This window comes from Mycobacterium sp. 1245801.1 (assembly GCF_001673055.1).
GTDB classification, from domain to species: Bacteria; Actinomycetota; Actinomycetes; order Mycobacteriales; family Mycobacteriaceae; genus Mycobacterium; species Mycobacterium europaeum_A.
The window spans coordinates 1-14,952 of record NZ_LZKY01000411.1 but is presented as its reverse complement, the minus strand read 5'-3'; the positions used below and the strand labels follow the sequence as shown (position 1 = coordinate 14,952).

Sequence of the window (14,952 nt, the reverse complement as noted above, 5' to 3'; positions counted from 1 at the left end):
GCGGCTGGCCTCCGAGATGCTGGAGCTGGCCGGGATCGCCGACCGCGACCCCGCCGACACCCTGCGCGACGGCACCGCGATGGACCGGTTCCGCCGGCTCGTCGCGGCCCAGGGCGGCGATCTGTCGGTGCCGTTGCCCCTCGGTCGGCATGCCGAGACCGTGACCGCGCCCCGGGGCGGCACAATGGGCGATATCGACGCGATGGCAGTGGGGCTGGGGGCATGGCGGCTCGGCGCGGGCAGGTCCCGCCCGGGCGAGCGGGTGCAGCTGGGCGCGGGGATCCGGATCCACCGCCGGCCCGGCGAACCGGTCACCGCCGGCGAGCCGTTGTTCACCCTCTACACCGACACCCCGGAGCGTTTCGGTGCCGTCGCGCAGGGTGTCGGCGGGGTCGCGGTCGGCGATCCCGGCCAGCTCCAGCATCTCGGAGGCCAGCCGCAGGGTCAGCTCGACGACGTCGGGCGGCCCGCCCCCAGCCAGCACCTCGAGCGACTCGGCCACCTCGAGGGCGTTGCCGACCGTGGCGCCCAGCGGCCGGTTCATGTCCGTCAGCAGGGCGCGGGTGGCCACGCCGTGCGCCGCCCCCAGCTCGACCATGGTGTGCGCCAGCTCGCGGCACTGCCGCTCGGAGTCCAGCAGCGCCCCAGAGCCGACCTTCACGTCGAGCACCAGCGCGCCGGCCCCCTCGGCCAGCTTCTTGCTCATCACCGAGCTGGCGATCAGCGGCAGCGACTCGACCGTGGCGGTGATGTCGCGCAGCGCGTACAGCTTGGCGTCGGCGGGAGCCAGGTCGCCGGCGGCGAAGATGGCCGCGCCGAGGACGCGGAGCTGCTCGCGCACCCGCCGGTTGGACAGCTGGGCGGTGAACCCGGTGATGGATTCCAGCTTGTCCAGGGTGCCGCCGGTGTGGCCGAGCCCGCGGCCCGACGCCTGCGGGACCGCGGCTCCGCAGGCGGCGACGACGGGCACCAGCGACAGGGTGATCTTGTCCCCCACCCCGCCGGTGGAGTGCTTGTCGACGGTGGCCAGGCCCAGGTCACCGAAGTCGAGCGTGTCCCCCGACGCCAGCATCGCCGCCGTCCACCGGGCGGTCTCGGCGCGGTCCATGCCGCGCAGCAGGATCGCCATCAGCAGCGCCGCCATCTGTTCTTCGGCCACCCGGCCGTCGGTGTAGGCGCCGATGACCCAGTCGATGGCGGCGTCGGACAACCGGCCGCCGTCGCGCTTGGTCCGGATCACCGTGGGCGCGTCGAACGCGGGGTCAGCCAAGTGGCTCCCCGGGGCTCAGGGTGTCGTCCCGTTCTCTTTGACGAACGAAGCAAGCGCGCCGACGAGCTGGGTGGAGAACGGCAGTGGCTTCGGGTAATTGACCGGCGTTCCGCTGGCGTCCTCTTTCAGGACGTGGTTCACCCCGGTCAGGTGGACATAGTCGGTCTTGGTGCCCGCGCTGGTCAGGCCTGACACCAGGGAATCGACGTCCTGGCAGGTGATCTGCAGATCGGCGTCGCTGCAGGTGACCAGCACCGGCATGTTGCGCGGCAGCTTCGCCGCCAATGCCTGCGGGTCGATCGCGTCCTCCTGCAACAGGGCGTGCGCATTGGCGGCGTTGATCACCGACTTCAGCCCGGGCGGTTCGTCGGGCGGGACCTGGCCGGTCGCGCGGAACTGCTGTATCGCGTTGTCGATCGCCGCGGTGCTTTCGGCGGCCCGCGCCGCGGCGACGCGTCCAGACCTGACGGCGGCGTCGGCCTGGGCGTGGGCCTGCTCGGACACATGGTCGAGGATGCGGCGGCTCGCCGGTTCCACCAGGCCCAAGGACTGCACCGCGGGAACCGTCCCGGGCGCGGCGGTGGCCAGCATCATCGCGTAGAGGGCGCCTTCGCTGTGGCCGAGCGCCATCAGATGAGTCCGGTCGATGCCGGATTGGTTGGCCAGGAAGTTCAACGCGGCGGCCGCCTCGTCTTTGAACACGCCGATGTCGACCTTCGCCGGGTCGGTGGCGTAGGGGCCGAGCCCGGTCTGACCGGTGCCCAGCTTGTCGTAGCGCAAGCTGGCGACGCCGTCGTCGGACAGCGCCCGCGCCAGATTCCGCAGCGTGTCGACCTGACCCGGCATGGCGGCCGAGTCACCGTTGCGATCCGTCGGCCCACTGCCGGCGATCAGCAGCGCCGCCGGCACCGCCCGCCCATGCCCCGCCGGATGACGGAACGTGCCGTACACGGTCATGTCCGCGACCGGGAAGGAGACGGAGTCCTCCACCCAGGACGACGACGCCGGCGCCGGCGACGAGGTCCCCGACGGCGGCTTTGCGGCGGGTGACTGCGACGCGCATCCCGCGGCTCCCATACCCGCCGCGATCAGCACCGCAACAAAAAGCCTGGGCAGCGATCCCATCGGCGGCGCGCTCCCCCGTTGCACACGGATGACGGTAAGCCGACCGGCAACACTCAGCAAGCGACCGCGTGCATCAGTCGCGCCCGCGGGCCAGGTCGTCGGGCCCGAAAGCGTCCGGCAGCAGGTCGCCGAGCCGGCGCGGCCCGCGCGGATGGTCGATCAGCAGCTCGGGGCCGCCGTGTTCGGCCAGCACCTGGCGGCACCGCCCGCACGGCATCAGCACCGATCCCCGCCCGTCCACGCACGCCAGCGCCACCAGGCGCCCACCGCCGCCCGAATGCAGGGCGCACACCACCGCACACTCGGCACAGAGACCGAGGCCATATGAGATGTTCTCCACATTGCAGCCGGTCACCACCCGGCCGTCATCGACCAGCGCGGCCGCCCCGACCCGGAATCGCGAGTACGGTGCGTAGGCACCCTCGGCGGCATCTATTGCCTTGTCCCGCAACATCTTCCAGTCGATCTCAGGCGTCATGAATCCCCGCTCACCGATGGCCGATTCCGACAGTCACCCTATCCGCAAAACGGTATTTCGCTTGACGGACATTGTCCCAAGTCACAGCGTGTCCGAGCTAAGCTCAAGTGCCCGGCGTGACCGACGTTGAGGCCGGAAGAAGGCGCAGGACTGGGGTGACACTGGGGTGACTACGCAACCGACAACCGCGGATCCGGCGGCTCCGGCTCCCTCGCGCAAACGCAGGCCACCACGCACGCTGTACCGGGGCGACCCAGGCATGTGGTCGTGGGTGCTGCACCGGATCAGCGGCGCGACGATCTTCTTTTTCCTGTTCGTCCACGTCCTGGACGCCGCGATGCTGCGGGTCAGCCCGCAGACCTACAACGCGGTGATCCACGATTACCAGATGCCAGTCGTCGGGCTGATGGAATACGGCCTGGTCGCGGCGGTGCTCTTTCATGGCCTGAACGGGATCCGGGTGATCCTGATCGACTTCTGGTCCGAGGGCCCGCGCCATCAACGGTTGATGTTCTGGATCGTCGGCGTCGTGTTCCTGCTGCTGATGGTTCCGGCCGGCGTGGTGACGGTCATCCACATGGTGGAGCACTTCCGATGAGCGGCCCGGATTTGCAGCTCGGTCGCGGCGAGCTCGCCCCGGTCAAGCAGCGCCTGTATGACCGCCCCGCCAGCCTGGACAACCCACGCTCCCCGCGGCGGCGGGCCGGCATCCCCAACTTCGAGAAGTTCGCGTGGCTGTTCATGCGGTTCTCCGGGATCGCGCTGTTCGTGCTGGCGATCGGGCACCTGTTCATCATGTTGATGTGGGATAACGGCGTTTACCGCATCGACTTCAACTATGTGGCGCAGCGCTGGGCGTCGCCGTTCTGGCAGTTCTGGGACCTGGCGCTGCTGTGGCTGGCGCAGCTGCACGGCGGCAACGGCCTGCGCACCATCATCGACGACTACAGCCGCAAGGACAGCACCCGCTTCTGGCTCAACAGCCTGCTGTTGTTGTCGATGGGGTTCACGTTGGTGCTGGGCACCTACGTGCTGCTGACATTCGACCCGAATATCGGAGGCTGATCGATGATCCAGCAACACCGGTACGACGTGGTGATCGTCGGCGCGGGTGGTGCCGGCATGCGGGCCGCGGTGGAGGCGGGCCCGCGGGTGCGCACCGCGGTGCTGACCAAGCTCTACCCCACCCGCAGCCACACCGGGGCGGCGCAGGGCGGCATGTGCGCGGCGCTGGCCAACGTCGAAGAGGACAACTGGGAATGGCACACCTTCGACACCGTCAAGGGCGGCGACTACCTCGCCGACCAGGACGCGGTGGAGATCATGTGCAAGGAAGCCATCGACGCGGTGCTCGACCTGGAGAAGATGGGGATGCCGTTCAACCGCACCCCGGAGGGCCGCATCGACCAGCGCCGCTTCGGCGGGCACACCCGCGACCACGGCAAGGCCCCGGTGCGCCGGGCCTGCTACGCCGCCGACCGCACCGGCCACATGATCCTGCAGACGCTGTATCAGAACTGCGTGCGCCACGACGTCCAGTTCTTCAACGAGTTCTATGCGCTGGACCTGGTGCTCACCCAGACCCCGAGCGGGCCGGTGGCCACCGGCGTGGTGGCCTATGAGCTGGCCACCGGCGACATCCACGTCTTCCACGCCAAGGCGGTCGTGCTGGCCACCGGCGGTTCGGGCCGGATGTACAAGACCACCTCCAACGCGCACACGCTGACCGGCGACGGCATCGGCATCGTCTTCCGCAAGGGACTTCCGTTGGAGGACATGGAGTTTCACCAGTTCCATCCGACGGGCTTGGCCGGCCTGGGCATCCTGATCTCCGAGGCGGTGCGCGGCGAGGGCGGCCGGCTGCTCAACGGCGAGGGTGAGCGCTTCATGGAGCGCTACGCCCCGACGATCGTTGACCTGGCGCCGCGCGACATCGTGGCCCGCTCCATGGTTTTGGAGGTTCTGGAGGGTCGCGGCGCGGGCCCACACAAGGACTACGTCTACATCGACGTCCGCCACCTCGGTGAGGACGTGCTGGAGGCCAAGCTGCCCGACATCACCGAGTTCGCCCGCACCTACCTGGGGGTGGACCCGGTGCACGAGTTGGTTCCCGTCTACCCGACCTGTCACTACGTGATGGGCGGCATCCCCACCACCGTGACCGGACAGGTGTTGCGGGACAACACATCTACGGTGCCGGGCCTGTACGCGGCCGGCGAGTGCGCGTGCGTGTCGGTGCACGGGGCCAACCGGCTGGGCACCAATTCGCTGCTGGACATCAACGTGTTCGGCCGCCGGGCCGGCATCGCCGCGGCGTCGTACGCGCGGGGCCACGACTTCGTGGACATGCCGCCGGAACCGGCGGCGATGGTGGTGGGCTGGGTCGGCGACATCCTCTCCGAGCACGGCAATGAGCGCGTCGCCGACATCCGCAACGCGTTGCAGCAGTCGATGGACAACAACGCCGCGGTGTTCCGCACCGAGGAGACGCTCAAGCAGGCGCTCACCGACATCCACGCGCTGAAGGAGCGCTACGCCCGAATCAGCGTGCACGACAAGGGGAAACGGTTCAACAGCGACCTGCTGGAGGCCATCGAACTGGGCTTCTTGCTGGAGCTGGCCGAGGTCACCGTGGTCGGTGCGCTGAATCGCAAGGAGTCGCGCGGCGGCCACGCCCGCGAGGACTACCCCAACCGCGACGACGTCAACTTCATGCGCCACACCATGGCCTACAAGCAGGGCAGCGATCTGCTGAGCGACATCGCGCTGGACTTCAAGCCGGTGGTGCAGACGCGCTACGAACCGAAGGAACGGAAGTACTGATGGCCGAGAGCGTCGGAACCGAAGAGGCAGCCGAGGTCGAGACCAGCCTGGAACCGCCGCTGCCGGCGATTCCGGACGGGGCGGTGATGGTGACCGTCAAGATCGCCCGGTTCAACCCCGACCAGCCCGACGCCTACGCGGAAACCGGTGGCTGGCAGAGCTTTCGGGTGCCGTGCCTGCCCAGCGACCGGATGCTCAACCTGCTGATCTACATCAAGAGCTACCTGGACGGCACGCTGACCTTCCGGCGTTCCTGCGCGCACGGCGTGTGCGGCTCGGACGCCATGCGGATCAACGGCGTCAACCGGCTGGCGTGCAAGGTGCTGATGCGCGACCTGCTGCCCAAGAAGCCGGGCAAGCAGCTCACCATCACTGTCGAGCCGATCCGTGGGCTGCCGGTGGAGAAGGACCTGGTGGTCGACATGGAGCCGTTCTTCGACGCCTACCGCGCGGTGAAGCCGTACCTGATCACGACCGGCAATCCCCCGACCCGCGAACGCATCCAGAGTCCGACCGACCGCGCCCGCTACGACGACACCACCAAGTGCATCCTGTGCGCGGCGTGCACCACCAGCTGCCCGATCTTCTGGCACGAGGGCAGCTACTACGGCCCGGCGGCGATCGTCAACGCGCACCGGTTCATCTTCGACAGCCGCGACGAGGCCGCCGCTGAGCGCCTGGACATCCTCAACGAGGTCGACGGCGTGTGGCGCTGCCGCACCACGTTCAACTGCACCGAGGCCTGCCCGCGCGGCATTCAGATCACCAAGGCGATCCAAGAGGTCAAGCGCGCGATCATGTTCTCGCGCTAGGCGTTTCGCGGCGGCACGTCGTCAGATCAGGGCTTCGACTCCCCGGTACGAGTACCCGCGACGTGCGCCGGCCCGACGCGGTCGTCGCCGAGGTCGGTTTCCGGCATTTGTGAAGCGGGTTGCTCGTCCGCCGGGGACTGAGTCGCCCCGCCCGGGGTATCCGACGGGCTGGCCGACGTGTAATCGGGATTCGTCTCCGGTCTCGTGGCGCCGCCCGCGCCTCCCAGGTCACCCGCGGCACTCTGTTGGCGTCCCTCGTAGGGCGGGATCGCGCTTCCGGTGTCCTGCGGGGGCAATTCGCCGGTGCCGCTGTAGACATCGGACGCGGTCGGATCGCTCATCGGCGGATTCGCGTCTTCGTCCACGGTGCCCACCGGACGATCTGCCCCGCCGGGCTCGGGAGTGTCCGTGCCGGTGTCGCGCGCACCGCTGCCCAGCTCGGGATCGTCGAAATGTTCCAGCCTCGAATCGTCGGACTGTTGATCGTTTTGAGAGGTCATCTTCAATCTCCTCACCCTCTCGCTACCCCGCCGCGCCGGTTGGCGCGACGAGGGTGAGGTCCGGGTACCCGGACCTCACCGTGGGAAACACCTGCTCACCACCGGCGCCTCGCCGGACCTGTCACACAACGCGTGGCCACCTCGTCTGATCGGTATGACACAGAAAACCCGCATCGAGCCCCTGCCCCCCAAGCGCACCGGGTTGCTGACCCGGGCCATGTACCGGATCGCCAAGCGGCGCTACGGCCAGGTTCCCGAGCCGTTCGCCGTGGCCGCACATCATCGCAAGCTGATGATCGCCAGCGCCCTGCACGAGACGATGGTCGACCGGGCGTCGAAAACGCTGCCCACCAGCGTCCGCGAGCTGGCCGTGTTGTGGACCGCGCGCCAGGTCGGCTGCTCGTGGTGCGTCGACTTCGGATCGATGCTGCAGCGCCTGGACGGCCTGGACATCCAGCGCCTCAAGGACATCGACAACTACGCCACCTCAACGGCATTCACCGACGACGAGCGCGCGGCCATCGCTTATGCCGCCGCGATGACCACCGATCCGCACACCGTCACCGACGAGCAGGTCGACGATCTGCGGGCCCGGTTCGGCGACGCCGGTGTGTTCGAGCTGACCTATCAGATCGGGTTGGAGAACATGCGGGCCCGGGTGAATTCCGCACTCGGCATCACCGAGCAGGGCTTCAATTCCGGTGACGCGTGCCGGGTTCCGTGGGCTAACCAGCTCGACGAGCCCGCAGCGGGGAGCCGGTGAATTTGTCGGGGTTGGCGATATCCCATAGGGCGCAGACCTTTCCGTTGCGCACGGTCGCGGCCATGATCCGCGGCATCAGCTCGCGGTAGCCGTCGCTGGCGGGGCAGCCGGGCGTGTAACCCCCGAGCTCGCCGTTGACCAACCCCAGCTGATACGAGGTGAACATCGCCGGGCCGTAGCGCTGGGCCAGGCCGAAGAAGAACCGGGCCACCTTGTCGGCGCCGTGGATGACGTTGATTGCGGTGGGCGCCTTGCCATTCGCATCGCCCGTCAGGACCACGTCGGGGTGCAGCAGCGCCACCACGGCTTCCAGGTCCCCTGCGGCCATGGCGGCCAGCAATTTGCCGACCACCTCGGCGTGCGCCGGATCGGGCTTGGGTGCGGGCTCGGCCGAGACGGCCTTGCGGGCCCGCGACGCCAGCTGCCGCGCGGCGGCCTCGTTGGTGCCCAGCACCTCGGCCACCTCCGCGAACGGCACGGCGAACCCGTCGTGCAGCACGAAGGCGACCCGCTGATCCGGTGACAACCGCTCCAGCACGACCATCGCGGCGAACCGCGCGTCCTCGCCGGCCACCACCGCGGACAGCGGATCGGCTTCCGAAGCGGTGGAGCCGAACCCGGTGACCACCGGCTCGGGCAGCCAGTTGCCGGTGTAGCTCTCGCGGCGGTGCGCGGCCGAGCGCAGCCTGTCCAGGCCGAGCCTGCTAACCACCGTGGTCAGCCAGGCCCGCAGGTCGGCGATCTCTGCCTTGTCGGGCTCCTGCCGGTGCCAGCGCAGCCAGGCGTCCTGGACGATGTCCTCGGCGTCGGCCACCGTGCCGGTGAGCCGGTAGGCCACCGCCATGAGATGGGGCCGTAGCGACTCGAACTCGCTGACCTGCTGCGCTGCGGTCATGTCGCGAGGTTACGCTCACCAACAACATGACTGACAACCTCTGGCTGCACTTCGCCCGGCACGGCCCGGACATCACGCCGCCGATCATCACGCGCGGCGAGGGTGTCACCATCTACGACGACCGCGGCAAGAGCTACCTCGACGGCCTGTCCGGCCTGTTCACCGTCCAGGTCGGCCACGGCCGCGCCGAGCTCGCCGAGGTCGCCGCCCGCCAGGCGAGCACGCTGGCGTTCTTCCCACTGTGGGGCTACGCCACTACACCGGCGATCGAGCTGGCCGAACGCCTCGCCGGCCACACCCCGGGCGATGTGAACCGGGTCTTCTTTACGACCGGCGGCACCGAGGCCGTCGAGACCGCGTGGAAACTGGCCAAGCAGTACTTCAAGCTCACCGGCAAACCCGGTAAGCACAAGGTGATTTCGCGCTCAGTCGCCTACCACGGCACCACCCAGGGCGCGCTGGCCATCACCGGGCTGCCGAAATACAAGGCCCCGTTCGAGCCGGTGACGCCCGGTGGCTTCCGGGTGCCCAACACCAACCTCTACCGGGCGCCGGAGACGCTGCGCACCGACCCGAAGGCGTTCGGGCGGTGGGCCGCCGACCGGATCGCCGAGGCCATCGAGTTCGAGGGCCCCGACACCGTGGCCGCGGTGTTCCTGGAGCCGGTGCAGAACGCCGGCGGCAGCATCCCGCCTCCCCCAGGCTATTTCGAGCGGGTGCGCCAGATCTGCGACGAATACGACGTACTGCTGGTCTCCGACGAGGTGATCTGCGCGTTCGGCCGGATCGGGTCGATGTTCGCCTGCTCGTCGGACATCGGCGACTTCGGCTACGTGCCCGACATGATCACCTGCGCCAAGGGAATGACGTCGGGCTACTCACCGATCGGCGCCATGATCGCCAGCGAGCGGCTGTTCGAGCCGTTCAACGACGGCGCCACCATGTTCCCGCACGGCTATACCTTTGGCGGGCACCCGGTTTCGGCGGCCGTCGGGCTGGCCAACCTGGACATCTTCGAGCGCGAGGGCCTCAATGATCACGTCAGAACCCACGCGCCCGCGTTCCGCGCCACCCTGGAGAAGCTCTACGACCTGCCCATCGTCGGCGACGTGCGCGGCGAGGGTTTCTTCTACGGCGTGGAACTGGTCAAGGACCAGGGCACCAGGCAGACCTTCAGCGACGACGAGCGCCGCCCGCTGCTCGCCCGGGTCTCCGCGGCGCTGTTCGAGGCGGGGCTGTATTGCCGCACCGACGACCGCGGCGATTCGGTCATTCAGCTGGCGCCGCCGCTGATCAGTGGGCAGGCCGAATTCGACCTCATCGAGGCGGCGCTGCGCGGCGTGCTCAGCGACGAGTGCCGCCGGCTGTAGCCAGGATCCGCTTGACCTCGTAAGCGGCCAGCAACACCTCGCGGGAATGCGCCGTGGTGGGGCTGCTGGTGATCCGCGACTGAGCGTTGCACAGCCAGGCCAGTGCGGACCGCAGGTCGCCCTCGGGGGTGGCGTCGCGATGCAGTTTCAGCTCTTCCAGCACCCGGTCGTCGTCGGAGCCGCGGACCTGGCTGCCCTTCTCCACCCGCTTGAGCAGCTGTTCCAACGATCGTGGGCCGTCGCCGTCGCGCCGCAACTGAGACCACGTTCGAGACCAGAACCGATCGTTTGAAATGGCACATCCCTCGGGGATTCGGGGCGGTCGATGGGTTCCGAACTGACCGCGTGCCCAGCGTAACCCGGCCCGACCGACCAGGCTCAGTAACTTCCGTCTCACCAGTCACAGCGCGGCTCCCCGGATTCGGGCGGTCGATCGCTTACTGTGCTCAGACGATGACCCTGTTACGTTCCGCATCATGCCTGGCAGCGGCGCTTTTCCTGACCGCCGCCCCGGTCACGCTCGGGGTGCCGCTCGCCACCGCCGAGCCCGGCGCCGAGCCGAATGCCGCGCCGGCCAACTGCCCGTACAAGGTGACCACGCCGCCCGCGGTGGATTCCTCCGAGGCCCCGACCGCCGGCGACCCGCCGATCCCGCTGGCGGTGCCCGCCAAGCCCGTCGGTGGTGACGCGCTGGGCAGCTGCGGCATCGTCACCGCGCCGAACACGCCGCCGCTGCCGAACGACGTCTCCGCGGACGCGTGGCTGGTCGCGGACCTGGACAGCGGCGCGGTGATCGCGGCCAAGGACCCACACGGGCGGCACCGCCCGGCCAGCATCATCAAGGTGCTGGTCGCGATGGCCTCCATCAACGCGCTCAACCTCAATAAGGCGGTTCCCGGGACCGCCGACGACGCCGCGGCCGAGGGCACCAAGGTCGGCGTCGAGGAGGGCGGGGTCTTCACCGTCAACCAGCTGCTGCACGGGCTGCTGATGCACTCCGGCAACGACGCCGCGCACGCGCTGGCCATGCAGCTGGGCGGCATGCAGCAGGCGCTGGAGAAGATCAACGTGCTGTCGGCCAAGCTGGGCGGCCAGGACACCCGGGTGGCCTCGCCGTCGGGCCTGGACGCGCCGGGCATGAGCACCTCGGCCTACGACATCGGGTTGTTCTACCGCTACGCCTGGCAGAACCCGACGTTCGCCGACATCGTCGCGACACGGACGTTCGACTTCCCCGGCCACGGCGACCACCCGGGCTACGAGCTGGAGAACGACAACCAGCTGCTCTACAAGTATCCCGGCGCCCTGGGCGGCAAGACGGGTTACACCGACGACGCGGGCCAGACGTTCGTGGGCGCGGCCAACCACGACGGACGACGCCTGGTGGCGGTGCTGCTGCACGGCACGCGTCAACCGATCGCGCCGTGGGAACAGGCCGCGCACCTGCTGGACTACGGCTTCTCCACGCCGCAGGGCACCCAGGTCGGCTCGCTGATCGCCCCCGACCCGTCGCTGGCGCCGGCCAAGCGTGACACCGCCGCCGACCCGCTCGCCAGCAACGCCGCGGCGGACGGGATCATCCCGTCGGCCGACGCCATGCCGATCCGAGTGGGCGTGGCGGTCATCGGCACCGTCGTGGTGTTCGCGCTGATCATGATGGCCCGCTCGATGAACCGCCGACCGCAGCACCGCTGAGCGCCGTGGCACGCGGATCGCGGCGCGGACTGCTGGTCGGGCTGACCGCCGCCAGCGTCGGCGTCATCTACGGTTACGACCTGTCCATCATCGCCGGGGCGCAGTTGTTCGTCACCGAGGACTTCGGCTTGTCCACGCGCCAGCAGGAACTGCTCACCACGATGGTGGTGATCGGCCAGATTGTCGGGGCGCTGGGCGCCGGCGTGCTGGCCAACGTCATCGGGCGCAAACGATCGGTGGTGCTGATCCTGTGCGCCTACGCGGTTTTCGCGCTGCTGGCCGCGTTCTCGATCTCGCTGCCGATGCTATTGGCGGCGCGGCTACTGCTGGGCATGACCATCGGTGTGACGGTGGTGGTGGTCCCGGTGTACGTGGCCGAATCGGCCCCGACGGCGGTGCGCGGCTCGCTGCTGACGGCCTATCAGCTGGCGATCGTTTCCGGCCTGATCGTCGGCTACCTGACCGGTTACGTGCTGGCCGGCACCCACGGCTGGCGGTGGATGCTGGGCCTGGCCTGCGTGCCCGCAATCCTGTTGCTGCCGTTGATCATTGGCATGCCCGACACCACCCGGTGGTACGTGCTCAAGGGCCGGATGGACGACGCCCGCCAGGCGCTGCTGCGGGTCGAACCGACGGCGCGCGTCGACGAGGAGCTGGCCGAGATCGGCCGCGCGCTCGGCGAGGCCGCCCCCGGCGCCGGGGGCGGGTTCGCCGAGATGCTGCGCCCCCCGTACCTGCGGGCCACCGCCTTCGTGGTGGTGCTCGGCTTCCTGATCCAGATCACCGGCATCAACGCGATCATCTATTACAGCCCCCGCATCTTTCAGGCCATGGGTTTCACCGGGAATTTCGCGCTGCTCGGGCTGCCGGCGCTGCTGCAGGTCGCCGGGCTGGCCGCCGTCGGCGCGGCGCTGCTGCTGGTCGACCGGGTGGGCCGACGGCCAATCCTGTTGTGGGGCACCGCCATGATGATCGCCGCCGACGTCGTGCTGATGGCCGTGTTCGGTCAGGGCTTCGGCGGCGCCATCGCCGGCTTCGCCGGCATCCTGTTGTTCATCATCGGCTACACCATGGGCTTCGGCTCCCTGGGCTGGGTGTACGCCAGCGAAAGCTTCCCGTCGCGACTACGCTCGATCGGATCGAGCACCATGTTGACCTCCAACCTGGTGGCTAACGCCATCATCGCCGCCGTCTTCCTGACCCTGCTCCATTCGCTGGGCGGCGCAGGGACTTTCGCGCTGTTCGCCGCGCTTGCGGCGGTCGCATTCGTCTTCGTCTACCGCTACGCGCCGGAGACCAAGGGCCGCCAGCTCGAGGACATCCGCCACTTCTGGGAAAACGGCGGCCGCTGGGAGAATCCGTGCCCGTGATCGCCGCGGGCACCATGGTGCTCGACGGCGAGGTCTGTCGCCCAGGCTGGCTGCAGACCGCCGGTGAACGGATCGCGGCCTGCGCGCCCGGGCCGCCGCCGCGGCCGGCCGACCAAGATTTCCCGAATTGCACTGTGGTCCCTGGCTTTATCGACATGCACGTGCACGGCGGCGGCGGCGCCTCCTACACCGACGCCGACGGCATCGCCGGCGCCGCAGCGTTCCACCTGCGGCACGGCACCACCACCACGCTGGCCAGCCTGGTGACCGCGTCACCGACCGACCTGCTCGCCGGGGTGCGGGCGCTGGCCGATGCCACCGGGCGCCGGACCGTCGCGGGCATCCACCTCGAGGGGCCGTGGCTGAGCCGGGCACACTGCGGGGCCCACGACCGCACCCAGCTGCGCGATCCGGACCCGGCCGAGATCGACGCGGTGCTGGCCGCGGGCGGCGACGCCATCCGGATGGTGACGCTGGCTCCCGAGCTGCCCGGGGCCGACGCGGCGATCCGGCGGTTCATTGACGCGGGAGTCGTTGTGGCGCTTGGCCATACCGACGCGACCTACGAGCAGACCCGGCATGCCATCGCGCTGGGCGCCACGGTCGGCACGCATCTGTTCAACGCGATGCCGCCACTGCACCATCGCGAGCCCGGCCCGGCCCTGGCACTGCTGCGCGACCCGCGCGTGGTCGTCGAGCTGATCGCCGACGGCGTGCACCTGCACCCCGACGTGGTACGGGCGGTGATCGCGGCCGCCGGAGCGGACCGGGTCGCCGTGGTCACCGACGCGATCGCCGCGGCCGGCCGCCCCGACGGCGCGTTTCGGCTCGGCGCGGTGGCCATCGACGTGGTCGCCGGCGTGGCGCGGGTGCATGGGACGTCGACGATCGCCGGCAGCACCGCCACCATGGATCAACTCTTCCGCACCGTGCACGCCGACGCGGGGCTGGCGCCGGCCGTGCAGGCGACGGCCGCGACGCCGGCGCGGGCCCTAGGCCTGGGGCGGGTCGGTGAACTCAGGACGGATTATGACGCCAATCTCGTTGTGCTGGACGAACGTTTAGGCATCTCTGACGTCATGGTGCGCGGCACCTGGCAGGGTCGCCCGCGCGACGTTTGTTAGCATCGAGCCCGTCAGCACCTGACACCGGACGAGGGGCCCCGTACCCGGCCAGCGACAAGACGGCGCCGTGGAGGTGCGTGATGGCCTGGCTTGTCCTGATTGTGTCGGGGATCCTGGAGGCGGTGTGGGCGACCGCCCTGAACAAATCGGACGGCTTCTCCCGACCGGTCCCTTCACTGGTTTTCCTTGCGGCCGTGGCCCTTTCGATGACCGGGCTGGCGATCGCCATGCGCACGCTGCCGGTCGGAACCAGTTACGCGGTCTGGGTCGGCATCGGGGCCGCGCTCACGGCGGGCTATGCGACGCTGGCCGGTGACGAATCGGCGTCGCCGATCAAGCTGGTGCTGATCGCCGGGATCGTGGCCTGCGTCGCGGGCCTGAAGCTGGTCGGCTAGCGAGCGCGGCGGGTGAAGCGCGCGATGCGGGAAAGCGTCAGCGCGCCAACGGCTCCCAGCGCCATCGCCGTCAACGTCTGGCGGGTGCCCAGGCCCTCGTCCATCTGCACCCGCGGGGCGATGATCGCCGGTGCCGGAGGGGCGACGGGCTGACTGCGCGGATCCGTGGACGCCGTCGCCGCCCAGGCGGTGCAGAACAGGACGAGATAGGCGGTGATGTAGGCGAACACCATCAACCCCAGCACCGGCCCGAACGCGGCGCCGGCGGGGCTGCGCAGCACGGTCCTCAGATAGATCGACGCCACCTGTTTGAACACCTCGAAGCCGATCGC

General features: G+C 69.4%; 14 protein-coding genes, 4 pseudogenes and 1 riboswitch. Of the genes and pseudogenes, 11 read left to right on the top strand and 7 right to left on the bottom strand.

The annotated features are described in order from the left end of the window. Nucleotides 1–16: 16 nt before the first annotated feature. Nucleotides 17–319: pseudogene (locus A5622_RS30890) on the top strand (thymidine phosphorylase); the annotation flags it as partial. Between the two features lie 45 nt (nucleotides 320–364). On the opposite strand, the pseudogene A5622_RS26440 reads toward A5622_RS30890, so the two are convergent. The 3 genes and pseudogenes from A5622_RS26440 to A5622_RS26430 all read right to left on the bottom strand — a co-directional run. Further along, nucleotides 365–1,270, bottom strand: a pseudogene (locus tag A5622_RS26440) (thymidine phosphorylase); the annotation flags it as partial. Nucleotides 1,271–1,285: 15 nt separating this feature from the next. Continuing rightward, entirely contained in the window at nucleotides 1,286–2,419 is a 1,134-nt protein-coding gene (locus A5622_RS26435; RefSeq protein WP_156753100.1) for a hypothetical protein, read from the bottom strand. Nucleotides 2,420–2,468: 49 nt separating this feature from the next. Further along, nucleotides 2,469–2,873: a cytidine deaminase gene (locus tag A5622_RS26430; RefSeq protein WP_066863580.1), complete on the bottom strand. Its 405-nt coding sequence runs from the start codon at nucleotides 2,871–2,873 to the stop codon at nucleotides 2,469–2,471. Between the two features lie 259 nt (nucleotides 2,874–3,132). Between A5622_RS26430 and sdhC the strand changes: the two genes are divergently transcribed. Genes sdhC through A5622_RS26410 form a run of 4 tightly spaced genes read left to right on the top strand, consistent with a single transcriptional unit; the run spans nucleotide 3,133 to nucleotide 6,508 of the window. Then, nucleotides 3,133–3,471 (top strand): succinate dehydrogenase, cytochrome b556 subunit, encoded by a 339-nt coding sequence (sdhC, locus tag A5622_RS26425; protein ID WP_066882227.1) that lies wholly within the window; start codon nucleotides 3,133–3,135, stop codon nucleotides 3,469–3,471. Then, nucleotides 3,468–3,938 (top strand): succinate dehydrogenase hydrophobic membrane anchor subunit, encoded by a 471-nt coding sequence (locus tag A5622_RS26420; RefSeq protein ID WP_066863589.1) that lies wholly within the window; start codon nucleotides 3,468–3,470, stop codon nucleotides 3,936–3,938. The genes sdhC and A5622_RS26420 overlap by 4 nt, the downstream gene beginning before the upstream one ends. Nucleotides 3,939–3,941: 3 nt before the next feature. Continuing rightward, nucleotides 3,942–5,696, top strand: coding sequence for a succinate dehydrogenase flavoprotein subunit (sdhA, locus tag A5622_RS26415; protein ID WP_066863592.1), 1,755 nt, complete (start codon nucleotides 3,942–3,944; stop codon nucleotides 5,694–5,696). After that, nucleotides 5,696–6,508 carry a succinate dehydrogenase iron-sulfur subunit gene (locus A5622_RS26410; RefSeq protein WP_066882225.1) on the top strand — a complete coding sequence of 271 codons (813 nt, stop codon included), beginning with the start codon at nucleotides 5,696–5,698 and terminating at the stop codon, nucleotides 6,506–6,508. Before sdhA ends, A5622_RS26410 begins: the two co-directional genes overlap by 1 nt. A gap of 26 nt (nucleotides 6,509–6,534) precedes the next feature. Here the strand turns inward: A5622_RS26410 and A5622_RS26405 are convergent, their stop codons facing one another. Further along, the gene (locus tag A5622_RS26405) at nucleotides 6,535–7,008 is read right to left on the bottom strand and encodes a hypothetical protein (RefSeq protein WP_082994695.1); all 474 of its coding nucleotides are present in this window, start codon (nucleotides 7,006–7,008) and stop codon (nucleotides 6,535–6,537) included. Between the two features lie 121 nt (nucleotides 7,009–7,129). On the opposite strand from A5622_RS26405, the pseudogene A5622_RS26400 reads away from it, so the two are divergent. Then, nucleotides 7,130–7,771 (top strand): annotated as a pseudogene (locus A5622_RS26400) (carboxymuconolactone decarboxylase family protein); the annotation flags it as partial. Here A5622_RS26400 and A5622_RS26395 read toward each other — a convergent pair. After that, nucleotides 7,734–8,666: a sigma-70 family RNA polymerase sigma factor gene (locus A5622_RS26395; RefSeq protein ID WP_066863605.1), complete on the bottom strand. Its 933-nt coding sequence runs from the start codon at nucleotides 8,664–8,666 to the stop codon at nucleotides 7,734–7,736. The pseudogene A5622_RS26400 and the gene A5622_RS26395 sit on opposite strands and share 38 nt — an antisense overlap. Nucleotides 8,667–8,692: 26 nt before the next feature. Here A5622_RS26395 and A5622_RS26390 point away from each other — a divergent pair, with 26 nt between their 5' ends. After that, nucleotides 8,693–10,036, top strand: a complete 1,344-nt coding sequence (locus tag A5622_RS26390) for an aspartate aminotransferase family protein (protein ID WP_066882223.1) — start codon at nucleotides 8,693–8,695, stop codon at nucleotides 10,034–10,036. Here A5622_RS26390 and A5622_RS26385 read toward each other — a convergent pair. Further along, nucleotides 10,011–10,262, bottom strand: coding sequence for a hypothetical protein (locus A5622_RS26385; RefSeq protein ID WP_066863646.1), 252 nt, complete (start codon nucleotides 10,260–10,262; stop codon nucleotides 10,011–10,013). The genes A5622_RS26390 and A5622_RS26385 overlap by 26 nt on opposite strands. A 227-nt stretch (nucleotides 10,263–10,489) precedes the next feature. Between A5622_RS26385 and A5622_RS26380 the strand changes: the two genes are divergently transcribed. The 4 genes from A5622_RS26380 to A5622_RS26365 all read left to right on the top strand — a co-directional run bounded on the left by A5622_RS26380 (nucleotide 10,490) and on the right by A5622_RS26365 (nucleotide 14,620). Next, the gene (locus tag A5622_RS26380; RefSeq protein WP_066863611.1) at nucleotides 10,490–11,731 is read left to right on the top strand and encodes a D-alanyl-D-alanine carboxypeptidase family protein; all 1,242 of its coding nucleotides are present in this window, start codon (nucleotides 10,490–10,492) and stop codon (nucleotides 11,729–11,731) included. Nucleotides 11,732–11,736: 5 nt separating this feature from the next. Further along, nucleotides 11,737–13,101, top strand: coding sequence for a sugar porter family MFS transporter (locus A5622_RS26375; RefSeq protein ID WP_066882221.1), 1,365 nt, complete (start codon nucleotides 11,737–11,739; stop codon nucleotides 13,099–13,101). Further along, nucleotides 13,092–14,225, top strand: a complete 1,134-nt coding sequence (gene nagA / locus A5622_RS26370; RefSeq protein ID WP_066882219.1) for an N-acetylglucosamine-6-phosphate deacetylase — start codon at nucleotides 13,092–13,094, stop codon at nucleotides 14,223–14,225. The genes A5622_RS26375 and nagA overlap by 10 nt, the downstream gene beginning before the upstream one ends. A gap of 5 nt (nucleotides 14,226–14,230) precedes the next feature. Then, nucleotides 14,231–14,294, top strand: a riboswitch (guanidine-III (ykkC-III) riboswitch). Nucleotides 14,295–14,305: 11 nt separating this feature from the next. Continuing rightward, nucleotides 14,306–14,620, top strand: a complete 315-nt coding sequence (locus tag A5622_RS26365; RefSeq protein WP_066863620.1) for a multidrug efflux SMR transporter — start codon at nucleotides 14,306–14,308, stop codon at nucleotides 14,618–14,620. Here A5622_RS26365 and A5622_RS26360 read toward each other — a convergent pair. Further along, nucleotides 14,617–14,952: pseudogene (locus A5622_RS26360) on the bottom strand (inner membrane protein YhjD); the annotation flags it as partial. The gene A5622_RS26365 and the pseudogene A5622_RS26360 sit on opposite strands and share 4 nt — an antisense overlap.